Origin of the sequence: Quatrionicoccus australiensis, assembly GCF_020510525.1 — a bacterium.
GTDB classification, from domain to species: Bacteria; Pseudomonadota; Gammaproteobacteria; order Burkholderiales; family Rhodocyclaceae; genus Azonexus; species Azonexus australiensis_B.
Genome location: NZ_CP075188.1, coordinates 3,001,500 through 3,020,629, shown reverse-complemented (window position 1 = coordinate 3,020,629; position 19,130 = coordinate 3,001,500). Strand labels below are relative to the sequence as shown.

Genomic DNA, 19,130 nt, shown 5'->3' with positions numbered 1-19,130 from the left:
ATGGAAAACAAATCACATGCCTTCGTGGCCGGACTCTTCGCCCTCCTGCTTGGTCTGGCCGGCCTGCTGGCGCTCTACTGGCTGGGCGGGTCGCGCGAGGAAACGCACGATTACGTGGTGGTGACCAAGCAGAATATCGGCGGCCTGAATCCGCAGGCCCAGGTTCGCTACCGTGGCATCCGGGTCGGCAAGGTCAGTGACATCCGGCTTGATCCGGATGATTACGCCAATATCCTGGTCACCATTTCGGTCAGTGAGGATGTGCCGCTCACGCATGGTACGGTCGCCAAGCTGAATTATCAGGGTGTCACCGGGCTGGCTCACATCCTGTTGCTCGAAACCGGCAAGAACAGTGAGCCGCTGGAGCCGGACGACGACAAGCCGCCGCGTATCACGATGATTCCGTCGCTATTCGACGAACTGGGTGAAACCGGCGCCGCAACCCTGCGTCAGGCCAAACAGTTGATGGTCAGCGCCAACGCGATGCTCAGCGAAGAGAATGCCCGGCACCTGACGGCGACGCTGGTCAATCTTGAGGCTGCATCCGCCAACATGAAGCCGACCCTGGAAAACCTCAACGGCACGCTGCAGCAGATGCGCAAGCTGCTCGATGACCGCAATCTGAAAAACCTGGCGCAGGCGACTGGCGAGGTGGGGCCGCTACTCGCCGATACGCGCGTGCTGATCGGCAAGATGCAGGCGGCGACCGACAAGTTCGATATTGCCATTGGCGACGCGTCGACCGGTGGCGCTTCCGGCCTGATGCCGCGCCTCAACGAGTTGGCCAGCGACTTTTCGCAGACGTCGCGCCAGTTGAGCCGGGTCTTGCGCATCCTCGAAGACACGCCGCAGGGCCTGGTCTTCGGCGCGCCGGCGCTGCAGCCCGGGCCGGGCGAGGCCGGATTTGCTGCGGATGGAGGCAAATAGCATGCGTCTCTTTTCCGGATTCCTGCTCGTGCTGATGCTCGCCGGCTGCTTCTCCGCGGGCAAGCGGGGTGAGGCGGCGCTGGCGATCTATGATCTCGGTCCGTCAGCGGCTGCTGCTGAAAAACCATCAGCGCTATCACTGGCGATCGAAGTGCGGGCGCCCTTGTGGTTCGACTCGCTCGGCATCAATTACCGGCTGCTCTATGCCGAACCGGCGCGCTTGCGCGAATACGCCCGCGCCCGCTGGGCCGGATCGCCGGCCAGTCTGATCCAGCAGCGGTTGACGCGCGAATTGGGGCTGATTTCAAGCGGCCAGGGGCGAACTGCCTGTCTGCTCCGGATCGATATTGCCGAGTTCAGCCAGGTCTTTGATTCTCCGGCCGTCAGTCGGGGTGTGCTGACGGGGCGGGCGCAATGGCTGGATCGCAGTCGCAGTCAGCTGGCTGAACGGGAAATCAATATTGGGATTGCGGCCGGGGAGAGTAATTCCCAGGCGGGTGTGGCTGCGTTGACCGCTTCGGTTGGGCAACTGACTGCCCTGCTGCGCAGTTGGGAAGGCGAATTGTTGGTTGGTGGCCAGCTCGCCACCTGTCGTCGTTAATCGGCGATGATGCGCTCGGCGATGCGTTGCTTGAGGTCACCCGGGTTGTCGTCGAACGGGCTGTAATGCATCAGCGACAGTCCGAAGACGCAAGCGTAGAGCAGCAGGCTGCGGCTTTTGGCCTCGGCGTCGGACATGCCGGCCGCGACAAACAGCTTGCGTGTGCATTCCAGCCGATACAGGTCGACCGATTCGACGACGGCCGCAGCCGGCGCATCGTGTCGCGCCCAGTCACGGACTGCCAGTTCGATCGACATGCCCTTGCGGTTGCGGCTGGCACCATAGACTTCAATGGCGTAATGCAACTGGTCGCGTTCTTTGCCCGGCGCAACCGAGGTGGTTTTCTCGATGTCGCGGATGCGGCCTTCCTTCCAGCGTTCAAGAACGGCGTCGAGGAGGGCGCGCCGGTCCTTGAAGTGCCAGTAGAAACTGCCCTTGGTAACGCCGCACAGCTTGGCCAGAACTTCGACGCGCAGGCCGGCCACGCCCTCGCGGGCGAGGACGTCAGTCGCCGTCTCGATCCATTGTTCCGGATCAAGCTGCGTGCGCGGCACCGCCAATTTCTTGCGCGCCGGCTTGGGGGAGGACTTGACAGAGATGTTTTCCATACGCTACCGTATGCATTCCATACGACACAGTATGGTCATTGTGCGTAATGACTCAAGCTATGTCAAACAGGCGTCAGGATGTAGTACAAAGACGCTGCCGATATTCATGACCGAAAAGGAGAGACTATGAAAATTCTCGTCCCCGTAAAGCGGGTGGTTGATTACAACGTAAAGGTCCGCGTCAAGGCGGATGGCTCGGGCGTCGATCTGGCCAACGTCAAGATGAGCATGAACCCGTTTGACGAAATCGCGGTTGAAGAAGCGGTGCGTCTGAAGGAAGCCGGCATTGCGACGGAAGTGATCGCGGTGTCGTGTGGTGTGGCCGCCTGCCAGGAAACCCTGCGCACGGCGATGGCGATCGGTGCCGATCGCGGCATTCTGGTTGATTGCGGTGATGTTGACCTGCAGCCGCTGGCTGTGGCCAAGCTGCTCAAGGCACTCTGCGACAAGGAAGCACCGGGTCTGGTCATCTGCGGCAAGCAGGCGATCGACGACGATGCCAATCAGACCGGCCAGATGCTCGCCGCACTCGCCGGCTGGCCGCAAGCCACCTTCGCCTCCAAGGTCGTGATTGCCGACGGCAAGGCCACGGTTACCCGTGAAATCGACGGCGGCCTGGAAACCCTGGCCATTTCCTTGCCTGCGGTGGTGTCGACCGATCTGCGCCTGAACGAGCCGCGCTACGCGACCCTGCCCAACATCATGAAGGCCAAGAAGAAGCCGCTCGACACCGTCAAGCCGGCCGACCTCGGCGTTGATGTCGCACCGCGCCTGAGCACGCTGAAAGTCGCCGAACCGGCCAAGCGCAGCGCCGGCGTGATGGTGGCCGATGTCGCCGAACTGGTGAGCAAACTCAAGAACGAAGCCAAGGTAATCGCGTGAGCTACCAAGCAGGGGCCCCGCGTGCGGGGATGCGCGTAAAGCGAATCGCGATACGCCGCCGAACCCCTGGTCTTCAATCAAGCACTGGCCGCACTGAGGCGGCCTGAGGAAGAATCGAATGCCTATATTAGTTATCGCTGAACACGATCACGCCAGCCTCAAGGCGGCCACCCTGAACACTGTCGCGGCTGCCGCCAAAATCGGTGGCGACATCCACGTGCTGGTCGCCGGCAGCAACTGTGCCGCCGCCGCGCAGCAAGCCGCCGGCCTGCAAGGCGTGGCCAAGGTCAAGCTGGCCGATGCCGCGCACTACGCCAGCCAGACGGCCGAGAACCTGACGGCGCTGGTCATTGCCAACGCCGCCGGTTACAGCCACATCCTGGCGCCGGCCACGACCTTCGGCAAGAACCTGCTGCCGCGCGTCGCCGCGCTGCTCGATGTTGCCCAGATTTCGGAAATCACCGGCGTCGAAGCCGCTGACACCTTCGTGCGCCCGATCTACGCCGGCAATGCGCTGGCCACGGTGAAGAGCGCCGATGCGGTCAAGGTGATCACCGTGCGGACCACCGCCTTCGATGCGGTCAACGCCGGAAACAATGCCGAAATCGAAGCCATCGCTGCGGCCGCCGATACCAACCAGGCGCAACTGACCAACCGCGAGCTGACCAAGTCGGAACGCCCGGAACTGGGCGCCGCCAAGATCATCGTCTCCGGCGGGCGTGGCCTGGGCAGCGGTGAAAACTATCACCAGCTGCTCGAGCCGCTCGCCGACAAGCTCGGTGCCGCCCTGGGCGCCAGCCGCGCCGCGGTCGATGCCGGCTTCGTGCCGAACGACTACCAGGTCGGCCAGACCGGCAAGATCGTCGCGCCGCAGCTCTATATCGCGGTCGGCATTTCGGGTGCGATCCAGCACCTGGCCGGCATGAAGGATTCGAAGGTGATCGTCGCGATCAACAAGGATCCGGACGCCCCGATCTTCCAGGTCGCCGATTACGGCCTGGTCGGTGACCTGTTCGACGTTGTGCCGCAACTGGGTGCCGCACTCGGCTGACTCCCCAAAGCCGAAAGCTGGTACTAGAATAGCCGGGTGAATCTACCGGATAACCTGCTGGGCGAAACGTGGTACTGGATGGCTTGGGTCATCTGGATACCGCTTTTCGCCCGCAGTCTTTTACGGGCGCCATGGGGACGATTGAAGTCTCCTGATTTGCTGAATGTCTGGCTGGGCATGGTCGTCTTGCTGACCCTAGTCTGGAGTCTGAAAGCCGGGGTCAAGCCGGGCCTGGGGTTTCATCTTCTCGGCGCCACCGTTTTTACCCTGAGTTTTGGTCCGCACCTGGCCTTTGTCGGGCTTTGCCTGGTACTTGCCGGCATTACCCTGAATGGCGCAGCCGGGCCTTTTGCTTATGCAGCCAATGCCTTGTTGCTGGCAGGTGGGGGCGTTGTCTTTGCCCAGCTTTGTCATCGCGTGATTGTCCGCTTGCTGCCGCCGCATTTTTTTGTGTATGTTTTCGTCAATGCTTTCCTGGGGGCGGCGCTGACAATTATTGCGGTTGGTTTTTCCATTACTGTTTTTCTATTTTTTTCCGGTGTTTACACTTGGGAGTACTTGATTGATGAGTATTTCCCATATTTCATGCTTTTGGGTTTTTCCGAGGCGTGGCTTTCGGGGATGTTAATGACGCTATTTGTCGTTTATCGGCCAGATTGGGTTATTACTTTTGATGATTCCCGTTATCTTGCGGATAAATAACGATTACAATTAAGGCGAATTCTTGTTTTCAAGGAGTCCCTCGTTGAATCGTTTGGCTTTTCGGTATTCGTTGCCCGTTTTGCTTTTTGCCTTGTCGGGCGCTGCTTATGCGCTCGGCTTGGGAGAGTTGCGCGGTCAACCTAGCCTGGGAGAGCGTTTTCGGCTTGAGGTTGAAATCCTTGGAGATGGCAAGGCGGCGCTGGATCCTTCCTGCTTTCGTCTGATACCACCTGCAAGTGGTGGCGATCTTCCCTGGCTGAAAAAAGCTTCGCTCAGTATTCGCAAGGGTTCCCCCTCCATTCTCGAGATCAGTTCCGATACGCCGTTGCGCGATCCGGTGACCGTGCTTGCGCTGCAAATGGCTTGTGGGCACGAGGTGGGGCGGGAGTATGTGATATTCGCTTCGCCGCCCAAGGCGGCCCCGCCGGATTTGCCTGTTCGCCAGGAAGTCCCGCTCTCGTCGAACCCCGGGGCGTCTGCCAAAAAGCCGACGCCGCTTGTTCGGCCGAGAAATCTGGCACCGCGCCAGGCCGATGTGCCGGAGCGCCTGAAGCCGCGCGTTGCGGAAAAACGGATGGCGCCCAATCCGGTGCCGGATCGTCTGTTGCTGTCCAATGGCGAAGATGTTGGCGAACCATCCCTGCGTCTGGCGACAGATCTTCTTTCGCTATCGGTCGGGGCGAAGACGGCTGAGGCGACAGAAGCTCAGCGCGAAATTCTGCGCCTCGAGTTCCGCATGTTGCTGTCGATGAATGAGCAGGCGACAAGCCAGCTGGCGACGGCGGAAAAATTGCGCAACATGGAAAGTACTCTGGGAGACTTGCAGCAACGCGCTGCCGAGTTTTCCCAGCGGGTAGAAAAAGGAGCATCGGCTGAGGCCCCCGTTGCGAAGCCCGAGGTAGCACCAGTTGCCGTGCCGTCGGTGGCAGTCGCAAATCCGGAAGAGGATTCCTCCGGTATTTCGGACTGGAGCTTCTATGGCGTCATTCTTGGTGTAGTGCTTGGTCTTGGTGGCTGGTTTGGCTGGCGGAAATACCAGGAGCGACGGCTGGATGAGGCCGATGTTGACTACCAGGTTGCCGCTCCCGATCTGAAGGTTGATCCGAAACGCGAAGATGAGCGTGAAGAGTCCGGTGTGGTTGATCTTGCGGTCGAGCCGAATGTTTCTGCTGCACCGATGGCCGTCGATCTTGAGCTGGATGGCGGCGAGGCGCCTGCGGTTTCCCCCGCGGCTGCGGCGTCCTCTTCTTCCGAGTCCATGGACTCGGTGCTTTCCATTTCGGCAACGACGCTGGATGAACATTTCGAGGCCAATCCTGTCATGGAACTGGCCGACATCATGTTGTCATTCGGACGGGTCAAGGGTGCTGCGCAGGCCCTCCAGGAGTACATCGACAATAATCCGCAGGAAGCCTTGCAACCCTGGATTCGCCTGATGGATGTTTATCGCATGGCGGGTATGCGTAACGAGTTCGAGGCGGTCTCGCGCAACCTGAACCAGAATTTCAACGTCGAAGTTCAGCAGTGGAGTGGTGCCAATGCGGCGGCCGGCTCGCATACGCTGGATCTGGTACTCGATGACGTTGCCGAGCCTGCGGCGGCTGTGCCGCAGGCCCCCAAGCCTGAGTGTCTGGAGGACATGCCGCGCTTGATGGGCATGGTTTGTGATCTCTGGAGCACAGGCGATGTGGTCGGTTACCTCTATCAGCTCCTGCGTGACAACCGGGGTGGCCAACGTGTCGGCTTTGCACTTCCTGTCGTTGAGGAAATCCTGTTCCTCATCGAACTGAAGGAAACGGCTCATCGTATCGAAAAGGAAAATGTCGCGTCATGAGTGAATACATCGCACCGCTCAAGGATATTCGTTTTGTCATGCAGGATCTCGCCGGCTTGACGGAGGTCGTCGCCTTGCCCGGATATGAAGAGGCTACGCCGGATGTGGTGGATGCCATTCTCGAAGAGGCGGCCCGTTTTTCCGGAGAGGTTCTGTCGCCGCTGAATCGCGTGGGTGACCGCGACGGGGCCAAGTGGAAAGATACGGTTGTCACGACCTCCCCCGGGTTCAAGGAGGCTTATCGGCAATTCGTCGATAACGGCTGGAATGGCCTGGGGTGTGATCCGGAGTTCGGTGGCCAGGGTTTGCCCAAGCTGCTGTCCACTGCGGTCAGTGAAATGTGGAAAGCCGCCAATCATGCTTTCTCGCTGTGCCCGATGCTGACGCAAGGTGCCATCGAGGCGCTGATGATTGCCGGCACCGATGCGCAGAAGGCGGCTTACCTGCCGAACCTGGTTTCCGGCGAATGGACCGGTACCATGAACCTGACCGAGCCTTCCGCCGGGTCGGACCTTGCTGCGGTGCGCAGTCGCGCCGAGCCTGTGGGTGACGGCAGCTACAGGATTTTCGGGCAGAAGATATTCATTACCTACGGTGAACACGACATGACGGACAATATTGTCCATCTCGTGTTGGCACGCACCCCGGGGGCGCCTGAAGGCGTCAAGGGGATTTCCCTGTTCGTGGTGCCCAAGTTCCTGCTCAAGGCGGACGGAACACCGGGTGAGCGCAATGATGTTTATTGTGTCTCGATTGAACACAAGCTGGGTATTCACGGCAGTCCGACGGCGGTACTGGCATTCGGTGATCATGGTGGCGCGATTGGTACGCTGGTTGGCGAGGAGAATCGCGGCCTTGAGTACATGTTCATCATGATGAACGCCGCCCGTTTCAATGTCGGCCTCGAAGGTCTGGGCGATGCCGAGCGTGCCTATCAGCGTGCCGTTGTCTATGCAAAGGAACGGGTGCAAGGGACAGAGGTGGGTGTGCGCGGCGGTCCTAAGGTGCCGATCATCAAGCATCCGGACGTGCGGCGCATGTTGATGTCGATGCGGGCGCGCATTGAAGCGATGCGGGCGCTGGCTTACGTTACCGCTGCCGCGCAGGACAATGCCCACAATCATCCCGACGAAGCCGGGCGCAAGGTCGGGCAGGCATTTGCCGATCTGATGATTCCGGTCGTCAAGGGCTGGAGTACCGAAAGCGCAATCGATATCGCCTCGCTGGGCGTGCAGGTGCATGGCGGCATGGGTTATATCGAGGAAACCGGTGCGGCCCAGCATCTGCGCGATGCGCGCATCACCGCGATTTACGAAGGTACAACAGCGATTCAGGCGAATGACCTGATCGGCCGCAAGATTGCGCGTGAAAAGGGTGTCACGATCGCGGCGGTGATTGCCGACATGCGTGCTGCGTTGCTGTCCCTGGATGGCGATTTGCAGGCTATCGGAGCGCGTCAGTCCGTAGCGGTCGACGCCCTGGAAAAGGCGGTTTCCTGGATCGTTGCCAATTTTGCCGGTGATCCCAAGGCGGCTCACGCCGGCGCGGTTCCTTTCCTGTATCTGCTGGGGATTGTGGCCGGTGGCTGGCAGATGGGGCGAGCGGCCGTCATCGCGCGTGCCCGGATCGCTGCCGGAGAGAATGACCCCTTCTGGGCCGCCAAGCTGGCAACAGCCCGTTTCTATGCCGATCATTTCCTGACCCAGGCGGCTGGTCTGGCTGAGTCCGTGATCTCCGGCGCGGCCGGTGCACTTGAGATAGCTGACGACAGCTTCTGATTCCCTCTTTGTTTTGCCCGCAAGCCCGCGATTTCTGTTATAGTCGCGGGCTTTTCCACCTTGCCCCACCGCGAACGCATGACGGGGGGTATTTGCCAAAAGGAGTTTGCATGCGCCATTACGAAATCGTCTTTATCGTCCACCCGGACCAAAGCGAACAAGTGCCCGGCATGGTTGAACGTTACCGTGCCATCGTCACCGCCAAGAACGGTACGATTCACCGTCTGGAAGACTGGGGTCGCCGTCAACTGGCTTACCCGATCCAGAAGATCCACAAGGCCCACTACGTCATGATGAATATCGAGTGCGACGGCGAAACGCTGAACGAACTCGAACATTCCTTCAAGTTCAATGACGCCGTGCTGCGCCACCTCACCGTCAAGATGAAGGCTGCCGTGACGACTCCTTCCCCGATGATGAAGGAAGAAAAGTCCAAGTCCCTGCTTGGTGGTGAAGTTGCTGCTGCTCCGGCTGCTGCCGAAGCCCCGGCTGCCTAACGGATATTTGTACGGGAATTACGGCTGAACCGCATCGAACTCTCCGGCAACCTGGTTGAGCGCAAAGCATTGCGCTACACGCCAGCCGGGGTTCCAGTAAGCGAAGGGTGGCTGCAACACAGCGCCCCGCAAACTGAAAACGGTGCGGAGCGACAGGTAGAACTGGAAATTGCTGTGCTGGCTCTGGGCGAATCTGCCCGCTGGCTTCAGGCAGCCCCCCTTGGCGGGGCGGTAAAAATTACCGGATTTCTGGCTGCAAAAAGTCGCACCAGCAAACTGCCCGTGCTGCATGTGAATTCAATAGAATTTTTGGAAGGAAACGAAAATGGCTCGATTCTTCAAGAAGAAGGATGACGACAAGAAAAAGAAACGCGGTGGTGGTCTCTTCAAGCGCCGCAAGTTCTGCCGCTTCACGGCAGAAAAGGTCGAACAGATCGACTACAAGGATGTTGACGTCCTGAAGGAATACATCCAGGAAAACGCCAAGATCATGCCGGCTCGTCTGACCGGTACCAAGGCCGGCTATCAGCGCCAGCTGGGCACCGCTATCAAGCGCGCCCGCTTCCTGGCCCTGCTGCCTTTTACCGATAACCATCAATAATTTTCGGGGAGACGAAACATGCAAATCATTCTGCTCGAAAAGGTTGTTAACCTCGGTAACCTCGGTGAAGTCGTCAAGGTCAAGGACGGTTACGCCCGTAACTTCCTGATCCCGAAGCGCATGGCCAAGCGTGCCACGCCGGCTGCCATGGCTGAATTCGAAGCCCGTCGCGCCGAACTGGAAAAGCTGGCTGCTGAAAAGCTGGCCGCTGCCCAGGGCGTTGCCGAAAAGATGGCCGGTCTGTCCGTTTCCGTTGCCCGCAAGGCCGGTATGGATGGTCGTCTGTTCGGTTCCGTCGGCAATGCCGATGTCGCCGAAGCCCTCAAGGCTGCTGGCTTTGTTGTCGACAAGTCGTCCGTCCGCATGCCGGAAGGTCCGCTCAAGGCAATTGGCGAGTTCCCGCTTGACGTTGCCCTGCACACCGATGTGCTGGCCAACATCACCGTGGTTGTGGTTGCCGCTTAATACCGGTTGCTGCCCACTCAAAAAGGCTCCGCGAAGGCGGGGCCTTTTTAATTTAAACTGTCCGCCATGAATCAACGCCCGCAAAAACCCAAAGCCATCGATCCATCGCTCGCCCATCTGCGCGTGCCGCCGCATTCCATTGAAGCCGAGCAGTCGGTGCTGGGCGGTCTGTTGCTCGATAACCAGGCCTGGGACCGGATCGGCGATTTGCTGACCGACAGTGACTTTTATCGCGATGAACATAGGCGGATTTTTCGCCAGATCCGCAACCTGCTGGAGCGTGCCAAACCGGCCGACGTCGTTACCGTCGCCGAAGCGCTCGATGCGGCAGGGGAAGGCGAACAGACCGGCGGCCTCGCTTATCTCGGCGAGCTGGCAGCGAATACCCCTTCGGCGGCCAATATCAAGCGCTATGCCGAAATCGTGCGCGAACGTGCCGTGCTACGCCAGCTGGTCGCCACCGCCGATGAAATTGCTGCGGATGCGCTCAATCCACTTGGTCGTGATGCCGAGACCCTACTCGATGAAGCAGAGTCGAAAATTTTCAAGATTGCCGAAGCCGGGGCCGGTCACAACGAAGGTTTCGTGCACATCAATCCGCTGCTGACCCAGGTCGTCGAGCGTATCCAGGAGTTGCACGATCGCGACAATCCGTCCGACATCACCGGTGTGCCGACCGGCTTCATCGACCTCGATCAGAAGACGTCGGGTTTCCAGCCAGGGGATCTGATCATTGTTGCTGGTCGTCCTTCGATGGGAAAGACGGCATTCGCGCTGAACATTGCCGAAAATGTGGCCGTTGAAAGTGGTTTACCGGTGGGCGTGTTCTCGATGGAAATGGGCGGCGCCCAGCTGGCGATGCGGATGCTCGCCTCGATTGGCCGCCTGAATTCGCAGAGCCTGCGTACCGGGCGCATGAACGACGAGGAGTGGTCCAAGCTGTCCTTCGCGCTTGGCAAACTGCATGAGGCGCCGCTCTATATCGATGAGACCGGCGGTTTGAGCCCGGCCAACCTGCGTGCCCGCGCCCGGCGCCTGGCGCGCCAGTACGGCGGCAAGCTTGGTCTGCTGGTCATCGACTACATCCAGCTGATGAGCGGCAACAAGCAGGGCGAGAACCGGGCGACCGAAGTTTCCGAAATTTCCCGCTCGATCAAGTCGCTGGCCAAGGAGTTGCAGGTGCCCATCGTGGCGCTGTCACAGCTCTCGCGTAAGGTCGAAGAGCGTACCGACAAGCGCCCGATGATGTCCGACTTGCGCGAATCCGGCGCTATCGAGCAGGATGCCGACGTGATCCTGATGATGTACCGCGACGAGTACTACAACAAGGAAAGCCAGGATAACAAGGGCTTGGCCGAAGTGATTATCGGCAAGCAGCGTAATGGTCCGACCGGTACGGTCCGCCTGAACTTCGTCGGCGAATTCACCCGCTTCCAGAATCTGGCGAGCGGCGGTTTCGTCGATTCACAGAACTGACGAACTGAAATTCGCTGTTGTTTGGCGTTGTCTATAAAACCCGCTAAGTGCGGGTTTTTTATTGGATTACTGTTCTAAATTGTTCGTGGTTGTTCTCTAGAATTCGGATCCTTGTTGGGGTATTGTTGGGGGTATGGATTTTTCGATGGGGGTATATGACCGGTCGAAGAGTTGGGAGTCCCTCTTGGTCTATACCCCCAGAGTGCCCTGAAACCGTTGCTAGGAGAACAAGTCATGCCGCTTAGCGATACCGGTATCCGAGCCAGCAAGCCGCGCGAGAAGGCCTACAAAGTCGCGGATGAAAAAGGACTATTCCTCTTGGTCAATCCTGGGGGCTCAAGACTCTGGCGTCTGAAGTACAGGATCGATGGCAAAGAAAAGCTCATGGCTCTGGGCGCCTACCCCGACGTGGGCCTGAAGGATGCTCGCGACAAACGTGACGAGGCCAGGAAGCTGATCGCCGCCGGTATCGATCCGGCACAAAAGAAAAAGTCTGACGAGGCCGAGGCAAAGGAGCGAGCGACCAATACTTTTGAACTGGTTGCTTGCGAGTGGCATGAGAACGTGAAGGGGGAGTGGATCGAAAAGCACGCCGTACGGACAATGAAGCTTTTTGAGCGTGACCTTTTCCCATTCATTGGTGGGAAGCCAATCAACGAGATCAAGCCGCGTGAGTTGTTAGAGTGTCTTCGCAGGGTTGAGAAGCGGGGCACGCTGTCGACAGCACACCGCCTACTCACCCAGTGCGGCCAAGTGTTCCGTTATGGCGTGGCTAGTGACCGATGCGAGCGAGACACCGCGGCTGATCTCCGGGACGCATTGGTAAAGAAGCCCCAGGTCGAGCATTTCGCGGCAATCACCGATCCCAAGAGGGTTGGCGAGCTGATGCGCATGATCGATGCCTATCAAGGAACGGCTATTGTCTCCGCTGCGTTGAAGCTTTCGCCGATGCTCTTCGTTCGGCCTGGTGAGTTGCGGATTGCCGAATGGTCTGAGATGAATCTAGACGCGGCCGTGTGGGAGCTACCGGCCAAGAAAATGAAGATGCGGAACCCCCATGTGGTGCCATTGCCGGCCCAGGCCGTTGCGATTCTCCGCGAGCTTCACGAAATGACTGGGCATGGGAAACATGTTTTCCCGAGTTGGGGAGGAGACAAGAGGCCTATGTCATCGAATACAGTGCGCGTTGCCCTTCGCGCGATGGGCGTCACGGCAGAGGAAATGACAGCTCACGGTTTCCGGGCTATGGCTCGAACGATCCTTGATGAGGTGCTTGGATTCCGAGTTGATCTGATTGAACATCAGTTGGCCCACAACGTGGTAGATCCGAATGGGCGGGCATACAACCGGACCGCTTTTCTGGTTGAGCGCAGGGACATGATGCAGCGATGGGCCGATTACCTCGACAAGTTAAAAGCTGGCGCGGAGGTGATTGCTCTCGAGCGTGGTGCTGCGTGATGAGCCGTTAGTTTTTCTAACATATTGAATTAATACAATATTGTTCTTGAATGTTCAGATTTCGTTGTATATGATTTCGCCCATGGTGTCCAAACTGGCTATTGGCTCCATGGTTCGTTTTCTAGCCAGCTAACTGTAATACCCAACTCTAAACGGCACCTGCTTCTTAGGTGCGACCTACTGTGATGATGGCTTCTGAGTTCTACACCGCCTCGGAAACATTGCTGTAGGAGAGCCTGCCTTCTGGTGAATATCCTGCTGCCAGTGCGCTCCCATCTTGTGCGCTGATGGCAACACGCCCAGGAGGTCACATGACCCACAGCACCATTCTGTCAGCCATTTCTGGCATGCCGACCGTACGCGAGACGTGCGAATTCCTGAAGATCGGCCGCACTTCCTTCTATGCGCTTGTGAAAGCTGGAAAGCTCGAAACTGTGAAGCTCGGCGCCCGGAGCACCCGCGTAAAACGTGAGAGTCTCGAGAAGCTCGTAGCCAACGGCATCGCCTGATCGGGAGTCGCACCATGGACTCCAAAAAGAAAAGGGCCGCCCCGAAAGCGACCCAGAAAAATGCTGCAACATCAGACAGTTGCAAGTTTATCACGACCTTCTCGCTGTTCGATGACTCCTACAGCGAACTCTCGCCGGTAGGCATCAACGAGGTCGCACGTCTGGTTCGTGAGATGCACGGCAAGGACTTGGCGATCACCCGCGGTCGTCGTGTCGGCGATGGTTTCAAGGACGCGCCGAACCATCTGGCTCTCTTCACGATCACCGGCGAACTTAATGGCTCGGAGGCCTCAGTCCGCGCGGCTGTAGAAAAGGCCCTCCCGCAACAGTTTCACTCGGCCAAGTTCGTCTGGGCCCTCGATCCGGAACGTAAATCCAATGTCACTGTGTTTTTCTGGCTCGAGGACCCTGTGACCGTTTCACAGCTTAAAACTTGGTCAAAGGCGCTGCCTGGATCTGCCCTATTTGGTGGGAGGTATGGGTTCTCGCTTGCACAGTTGATCTCGTTGGAAGGGGCGGTTGGTTTTTGTGACGGTGCTGCAGACGCCGTGGCGTTGGTTGTCGATCAAGGCTTCAACATGATCACCATCCTCGAGACTCTCGGGCCATCCCTCACAAAAACCTACAAGGCGGACGGGACCACCGACTCTTACGGTGACGCGGCCAACTACAAGGTCAGGACCGTCGAGATCAACGGCATCAAGGAGTGGTCAGCCTTCGCGAAGAAACTCGAGGACCAGCCACAGCGTTGCCAGATCCACGGCAAGTTCGTCGGTAAGGAGCGCGCGACCAAGGGCCCGTACCCGAACGCCTACCCTCGGACCAACGCCAACTTCGAAGACCAGGAGCAGCACCTGCTGGTGATCGACATCGACGGCTACCGGCCCGACATGATCGACCCGGTCACTGAGACCGAGGACGCGGTGAAGCTGTTCATCGTATCGGTCCTGCCGGCCTGCTTCCGGGACGTCTCGTTCCACTGGCAGCTCTCCTCGTCGGCCGGCATGCCTGGCAAGGAGGACATCCTCAAGTGTCACCTCTGGACCTGGCTGAAGACGCCCTATACCTGCGCGCAGCTCTATGAGTGGGCCAAGGTGATCGGCCCGATGATCGACAAGGCGGTCTATCGCCGCGTCCAGATCCACTACACGGCCAGCCCGATCTTCGAAGAAGGCCGCATCGACCCCGTGCCGCAGCGATCTGGCTTCTACCAGGGCGCCACGGACGAGGTGGATCTGGTGATCGACCCAGGCCTCCTGGCTCTGGCCAGGGAGCAGGGCGCCGGCGAGGGCGGGAACGACATGAAGCTGGTCGACCCGTCCGAGAAGGAAGGCCTGGTCGGTCTGTTTCATCAGCTCTACGCGGCGGACGAAGTGCTGCTTGAGCTCCTGCAAGACCACGGATTCGAGCGGGTCACTGACCGCCGCTACACCTGGCACGAGGGTGGCGGCACGCCGGAGGGGGTCTGGGTCCATGATGACGGCCTCCACGTCGGTAGTAGTCACAACACCTGGCCGATCAGCGGTATCGCCAACTTGTGGGATCTGTGCCGTGTGTTCCGCTACGGTCATCTCGACAAGGCGGATGACGACTTCGAACAGATGGACCTGGAGAGCCGCGGCATCGGCGGCCTGCCCAGCAACCTGGCGATGCTCGACTGGGTCAAGACGCTGGACAAGGTGGTTGCGGCGCAGCGGGAGGAGAAGACGTCCGCCCTGAAAGAGATCACCTTGATGATCGAAGAGGCTGCCGACCAGTACGAGCTGGAGGACCAGATCGCTGTGGTCATCCAGAACGCAGACCTGTCCGTCGGCGACCGGGAAGCCGTCACGAACCTGTTCAAGCGGAAACTGGAGGAATTCGTCGGGACGCGCGTGCCGATCGCCAATATCCGTCGCTTGGTCGAACCAGCACGCCGGCGCGTGGTAGCAGGCGATGCGCCGGAGTGGGCGCAGGAATGGGTCTGGATCAATGCGCTTGATTGCTTCACCCACCGGGTCACGAAGGAGACCGTGTCGATCACCAGCTTCAACGCCATGTACAACCGCCATATGGGTGCCTACGCTGTTGAAGATGGCCCGATCCCGAAGGCCAGCGACATGTGCCTCAACACCTGGGATATGCCCTTTTTCTCAGTCGCTGAGTACAACCCGCCAGCCTATTACATGGCGATCAAGCACAAGGACAGCGACGGCTGCTCGTTCGCGCGCGAGGGCTCGTTCTTCTTCAACACCTACCGGCCGGACCTCCTGCCGAAGGACAGGAAGGAGCTGACCCCCGAGGACAAGCGTGCCGTCGCCATAGTGCAGCGTCACTTGGAGCTGCTCATCCCGAACAAGTCTGACCGGACCCACTTCCTCGATTACCTGGCGTTCTGTGTCCAGAACCCCGGCACGAAGATCCGCTGGGCGCCACTCCTGAAGGGCGTCGAGGGCGACGGCAAGTCGGCCTTCGTGATCCTGCTCGGCATGGTGATGGGCAGTAAGAACGTGAAGGTGCTGGACAACTCGACGCTGGAAGGGTCGTCATTTTCTGGCTGGTCTGCCGGATCCTGTGTGATCGGCATTGAGGAAGTGAAGATGCACGGGGTCAATCGCTACGACATCTTCAACAAGCTGAAGCCGTTCATCTCGAACAGTGTGATCGACATCCATCCCAAAGGCATCGACCCGTACAACGGGCCGAACATGACCAACTACATCCTGTTCTCGAACTTCGACGACGCGGTGCCGCTCACTGATAACGACCGCCGGATCTTCTTCCTTCGATCCCCCTTCACGACCAAGGCCGAGCTCTTCGCCAAGATCAAGGCAGTGACCGGCATGTCGGATGCAGCCTACTTCGACGATCTGTTCGACTTCGCGATCAAGACCCACGCGCGCGGCCTGCGCCGTTGGCTGCTCGACCATCCGATCTCTGAGGACTTCCGTGCCGATGGCCGCGCGCCGGAGTCGGAGTCGCGCGACATGATCGTTGATCTGTCTCGGTCAGACGATGATGTTTTGGTCGAAGACGTAATTTCAGACGGTGGGCTCGGCATTTATCCGAACCTGGTTGCTGTGCTGCCTCTTCGGGTTGGACTTCGGGAAAAGCATGGGAAGGATCTCAATACAAACAGGATCGCTGCGGCACTGAAGAACCTCGGGTTCACTACCTATCAAGAGGAGGGCGCCGACGGTCGGATGAAGACGACTACCGTTAAGTTTCGGGGGAAACTCTACACGTGGTATTTCCGCGGCGAGAAGCCTGCCCACCCCGGCAGGTTGGCTGTTGAGCTCGAAGCAGGCCGTGAAGCTGCGCAGCTTGAGAGTGAGTTTTCCGATTGAGCATTGCCTTGGGGGCGGAGGTTAGTAGTCCGCCTTCAAGGGTTCTAACCTCGAAGACTGTTGTGACACAATGGTCTTCAGAGTTTGGTTAGAGGTTAGAGGTTTCCCCCCTACCGGTGGTATCCCAGGGAGAGATATATCGGGGAGTATGGGAGGTGTGCATATATCGACATCAATACCTAATCTCTATACGTATCTTTTATATTTATCTTCTAACTTCTAACTAAATATATAAAAGTTGTTGTTTTTCAATGTCTTGTAGAGGTTAAGAGGCTGGTTAGAAGTTCGGTTAGAAGTCCTGATGAATGGCTGGCTCGCGCCTACACCCGGCGATGAAGGGGTATGTCCTGAATGTGAACTGCTCGGCCATTGGGGACGTTAACTTCCGACTCATTTCTGTCATCCAGGCCACTGTTCGCGAAGTCCAAAGCCATACATCGGCGCAATTTACTCTGGCGGGGTCCGCGTCGCGATGCCAGAATGTGCCGATGTCCGCTTCGCCGTCCACCCTTGCCCCGCTTGTCGTACTGAGCCCGCCCGACGCTGTGCCCACCGTGCATCCTGTCGCCACGCGCGTCCAGCTGCTGCCGTTCGATGCTCTGAGCTGGGAGAATTTTGAGCGTCTCTGCCACCGACTGATCGCGCTCGCCGACGCCCCCGACGAGGATCTAGACGATTTAGCCGCCCTGCTTCCCGAGATCGTGCCCGACAAGGCTGTGGCGCGCGAGCGGCTGATTCGGATGGGGGCGCGCGCGGAGGTGCGACGCGACCTGCTGGCCATTGGATTGGAAGCGTGCAACTGTGATGCTGCTGACAACGAAGCCGTAGCGGCAATCCTCGCTTTTCCCGAGCAGCTGTGCGGCCTCTACGACCCCTCCGATATACTGTTTCGCACGTTTGGCGCGCATGCCAATGTCCGCACGCTCGCGCTGAAGCGCATCCGCGAGGCAGATGGGCCGCTCGCGACAATCGCCGCCGGTTACGCGGACGACCCCAAGCTCGCGCCTACACTGTTCGATGCAGCGGTGCCCTTGCCTGTTGATCTGCGCGCCCAAGTCGTGGAGATCGCCGCGACGGGCGCGACCGGCACAGCGCTTGAGGCTGTGTTGGTTCAGGCCATGCTCGAGACAGATCCCGAACTCCGCGTACGCATGGTCATCGCACATTACCGCGCCCTGCCGCCGGAAACCCAAGAGGCAGCTCGGCAATTGCTCCTTGCCAAAGCGGTCGCGGTCGGCACCGAATATGAATCTGTCCGCGCCGCGGCTCTTGCCGGGCTGGTGACAATCGGCGCGCTCGACGCGCTTGCGACTCTCGAAGACCGCGGCAAACCGGTGGCGCTTGAGACCAGTGGCCTCACTGAAGGCATCCCCTCACTCGAGCGTCTGATTTGCGAGCGCTTCGCCGATTTTGAGGCAGCCTTCGGCGACAGCTTGCCAATGCGTTTCACGTCGCTTGTCCACAACAACCGGCTCGCCGAGATTCTCTCGGCGGCGCCGAGCGCCTCCCCCAACGCCCGAGCGGCTTTCCTCGCGCTCGCCGAACGTGGCGAAATCCCGCGCACGCCGCAAGCGCTGCGCGCGCTTGCGGCCGAGCGTCCCCACAGCACACTCCTCCTCGCACGTTGCTTCGACACGCTCGACAACCGTGATCACCACAACGGCCGCGCGATGTTTAATGCTGAAGTCGGGCTTATTCTGCGCGAACACTTTTCTGGTGATGCAGGCGTGCGTCAACGGCTTGTTGCGCAGTTTAAGAAAACCCCATTCACCACGACCGCGATCCCGCTTGCCATCTTTGCGCCTGACGCAGAGGAACTGCAGCTCCCCATCGATTTCGACATGCTCGGTCACGAGTTCGCCGATTGGACCGTGGCCGTGCATGTGGCGGCCTGCCGTGCCGACAGCGCCACCTTTTGTAAATTGCTTGAGGCCATGGTCACCCGGCGGTGGCGCTCAAAATTCGATGCTCAACTGGTGACCAATCTGGCGGTCGAAGAAAGACTCCAATGGGACGCTAAGCTTGAAGGCTTGCTGAGTGCAAGGATCGGGAATGACGTCAATCCGAGCATCAGCGGCAGCTTTGCCCGTTATCTGGCAGCGGCTGGCAAGTTCAGCTTCGAGGCGCGTGGTAGGGCGCTCGATCTTCTTCAGTCATTCGGCGCTAATCAACACCTGCCAGTCGCAGGCTATGACGTGATCGCCGATCAATGGCGAGCGGTACGCGCAACCCTGCTCGACGCCATCTCCGCGGGGCTTGAGCTTGGCTGACGACTTGGCATCGTCAGCAACCCAACGCATTGCTGACCTAGCTCTGGCGCTATTCCAACGGCGGCAAAGGCTGACTTGAGTAAGTTGCATCGTCTGGCATTGGCCATTTCGTAGCTAGGGCAGCATTGCTTTCAGCGACTGCAAC

At 59.2% G+C, this 19,130-nt stretch carries 17 protein-coding genes; 16 read left to right on the top strand and 1 reads right to left on the bottom strand.

Features of this window, described 5'->3' with window-relative positions:
• The gene (locus tag KI612_RS14410) at window positions 1-927 is read left to right on the top strand and encodes an MlaD family protein (protein WP_226440762.1); all 927 of its coding nucleotides are present in this window, start codon (window positions 1-3) and stop codon (window positions 925-927) included.
• Window position 928: 1 nt separating this feature from the next.
• The gene (locus KI612_RS14405; RefSeq protein WP_226440761.1) at window positions 929-1,528 is read left to right on the top strand and encodes an ABC-type transport auxiliary lipoprotein family protein; all 600 of its coding nucleotides are present in this window, start codon (window positions 929-931) and stop codon (window positions 1,526-1,528) included.
• Here the strand turns inward: KI612_RS14405 and KI612_RS14400 are convergent.
• On the bottom strand, window positions 1,525-2,136 hold the full coding sequence (locus KI612_RS14400; RefSeq protein ID WP_226440760.1) for a TetR/AcrR family transcriptional regulator: 612 nt from the start codon (window positions 2,134-2,136) through the stop codon (window positions 1,525-1,527). The genes KI612_RS14405 and KI612_RS14400 overlap by 4 nt on opposite strands.
• Window positions 2,137-2,262: 126 nt before the next feature.
• Between KI612_RS14400 and KI612_RS14395 the strand changes: the two genes are divergently transcribed.
• From KI612_RS14395 to KI612_RS14330, 14 genes are all read left to right on the top strand, one after another.
• On the top strand, window positions 2,263-3,018 hold the full coding sequence (locus tag KI612_RS14395) for an electron transfer flavoprotein subunit beta/FixA family protein (protein ID WP_226440759.1): 756 nt from the start codon (window positions 2,263-2,265) through the stop codon (window positions 3,016-3,018).
• Window positions 3,019-3,136: 118 nt separating this feature from the next.
• The gene (locus KI612_RS14390) at window positions 3,137-4,069 is read left to right on the top strand and encodes an electron transfer flavoprotein subunit alpha/FixB family protein (RefSeq protein ID WP_226440758.1); all 933 of its coding nucleotides are present in this window, start codon (window positions 3,137-3,139) and stop codon (window positions 4,067-4,069) included.
• Between the two features lie 36 nt (window positions 4,070-4,105).
• Window positions 4,106-4,771 carry an energy-coupling factor ABC transporter permease gene (locus tag KI612_RS14385; RefSeq protein ID WP_226440757.1) on the top strand — a complete coding sequence of 222 codons (666 nt, stop codon included), beginning with the start codon at window positions 4,106-4,108 and terminating at the stop codon, window positions 4,769-4,771.
• Window positions 4,772-4,814: 43 nt separating this feature from the next.
• On the top strand, window positions 4,815-6,605 hold the full coding sequence (locus tag KI612_RS14380; protein ID WP_226440756.1) for a type IV pilus assembly protein FimV: 1,791 nt from the start codon (window positions 4,815-4,817) through the stop codon (window positions 6,603-6,605).
• Complete coding sequence (locus tag KI612_RS14375) at window positions 6,602-8,383, top strand: acyl-CoA dehydrogenase (protein WP_226440755.1); 1,782 nt, start codon at window positions 6,602-6,604, stop codon at window positions 8,381-8,383. Before KI612_RS14380 ends, KI612_RS14375 begins: the two co-directional genes overlap by 4 nt.
• 110 nt (window positions 8,384-8,493) lie before the next feature.
• On the top strand, window positions 8,494-8,880 hold the full coding sequence (gene rpsF / locus KI612_RS14370; protein ID WP_226440754.1) for a 30S ribosomal protein S6: 387 nt from the start codon (window positions 8,494-8,496) through the stop codon (window positions 8,878-8,880).
• Between the two features lie 69 nt (window positions 8,881-8,949).
• On the top strand, window positions 8,950-9,234 hold the full coding sequence (priB, locus tag KI612_RS14365) for a primosomal replication protein N (RefSeq protein ID WP_404818054.1): 285 nt from the start codon (window positions 8,950-8,952) through the stop codon (window positions 9,232-9,234).
• A complete protein-coding gene (rpsR, locus tag KI612_RS14360) occupies window positions 9,206-9,481 on the top strand; it encodes a 30S ribosomal protein S18 (protein WP_226440753.1) in 276 nt (91 codons plus the stop codon). Before priB ends, rpsR begins: the two co-directional genes overlap by 29 nt.
• A gap of 18 nt (window positions 9,482-9,499) precedes the next feature.
• Window positions 9,500-9,946: a 50S ribosomal protein L9 gene (gene rplI / locus KI612_RS14355; RefSeq protein WP_226440752.1), complete on the top strand. Its 447-nt coding sequence runs from the start codon at window positions 9,500-9,502 to the stop codon at window positions 9,944-9,946.
• A gap of 66 nt (window positions 9,947-10,012) precedes the next feature.
• A complete protein-coding gene (dnaB, locus tag KI612_RS14350) occupies window positions 10,013-11,422 on the top strand; it encodes a replicative DNA helicase (protein ID WP_226440751.1) in 1,410 nt (469 codons plus the stop codon).
• 234 nt (window positions 11,423-11,656) lie between these two features.
• Entirely contained in the window at window positions 11,657-12,880 is a 1,224-nt protein-coding gene (locus KI612_RS14345; RefSeq protein WP_226440750.1) for a tyrosine-type recombinase/integrase, read from the top strand.
• A gap of 311 nt (window positions 12,881-13,191) precedes the next feature.
• Window positions 13,192-13,389 (top strand): helix-turn-helix transcriptional regulator, encoded by a 198-nt coding sequence (locus KI612_RS14340; RefSeq protein ID WP_226440749.1) that lies wholly within the window; start codon window positions 13,192-13,194, stop codon window positions 13,387-13,389.
• A 14-nt stretch (window positions 13,390-13,403) separates the two neighbouring features.
• Window positions 13,404-16,715, top strand: coding sequence for a primase-helicase family protein (locus KI612_RS14335; RefSeq protein ID WP_226440748.1), 3,312 nt, complete (start codon window positions 13,404-13,406; stop codon window positions 16,713-16,715).
• Window positions 16,716-17,020: 305 nt separating this feature from the next.
• Window positions 17,021-18,985, top strand: a complete 1,965-nt coding sequence (locus KI612_RS14330) for a hypothetical protein (RefSeq protein WP_226440747.1) — start codon at window positions 17,021-17,023, stop codon at window positions 18,983-18,985.
• Window positions 18,986-19,130 lie beyond the last annotated feature (145 nt).

What these genes read in the sequence shown, in the direction of transcription:
- KI612_RS14410 (WP_226440762.1), top strand. Translation starts at nt 1, where the DNA reads ATGGAAAACAAATCACATGCCTTCGTGGCCGGACTCTTCGCCCTCCTG.
- KI612_RS14405 (WP_226440761.1), top strand. Translation starts at nt 929, where the DNA reads ATGCGTCTCTTTTCCGGATTCCTGCTCGTGCTGATGCTCGCCGGCTGC.
- KI612_RS14400 (WP_226440760.1), bottom strand. Translation starts at nt 2,136, where the DNA reads ATGGAAAACATCTCTGTCAAGTCCTCCCCCAAGCCGGCGCGCAAGAAA.
- KI612_RS14395 (WP_226440759.1), top strand. Translation starts at nt 2,263, where the DNA reads ATGAAAATTCTCGTCCCCGTAAAGCGGGTGGTTGATTACAACGTAAAG.
- KI612_RS14390 (WP_226440758.1), top strand. Translation starts at nt 3,137, where the DNA reads ATGCCTATATTAGTTATCGCTGAACACGATCACGCCAGCCTCAAGGCG.
- KI612_RS14375 (WP_226440755.1), top strand. Translation starts at nt 6,602, where the DNA reads ATGAGTGAATACATCGCACCGCTCAAGGATATTCGTTTTGTCATGCAG.
- rpsF (WP_226440754.1), top strand. Translation starts at nt 8,494, where the DNA reads ATGCGCCATTACGAAATCGTCTTTATCGTCCACCCGGACCAAAGCGAA.
- rpsR (WP_226440753.1), top strand. Translation starts at nt 9,206, where the DNA reads ATGGCTCGATTCTTCAAGAAGAAGGATGACGACAAGAAAAAGAAACGC.
- rplI (WP_226440752.1), top strand. Translation starts at nt 9,500, where the DNA reads ATGCAAATCATTCTGCTCGAAAAGGTTGTTAACCTCGGTAACCTCGGT.
- dnaB (WP_226440751.1), top strand. Translation starts at nt 10,013, where the DNA reads ATGAATCAACGCCCGCAAAAACCCAAAGCCATCGATCCATCGCTCGCC.
- KI612_RS14345 (WP_226440750.1), top strand. Translation starts at nt 11,657, where the DNA reads ATGCCGCTTAGCGATACCGGTATCCGAGCCAGCAAGCCGCGCGAGAAG.
- KI612_RS14340 (WP_226440749.1), top strand. Translation starts at nt 13,192, where the DNA reads ATGACCCACAGCACCATTCTGTCAGCCATTTCTGGCATGCCGACCGTA.
- KI612_RS14335 (WP_226440748.1), top strand. Translation starts at nt 13,404, where the DNA reads ATGGACTCCAAAAAGAAAAGGGCCGCCCCGAAAGCGACCCAGAAAAAT.
- KI612_RS14330 (WP_226440747.1), top strand. Translation starts at nt 17,021, where the DNA reads ATGGCTGGCTCGCGCCTACACCCGGCGATGAAGGGGTATGTCCTGAAT.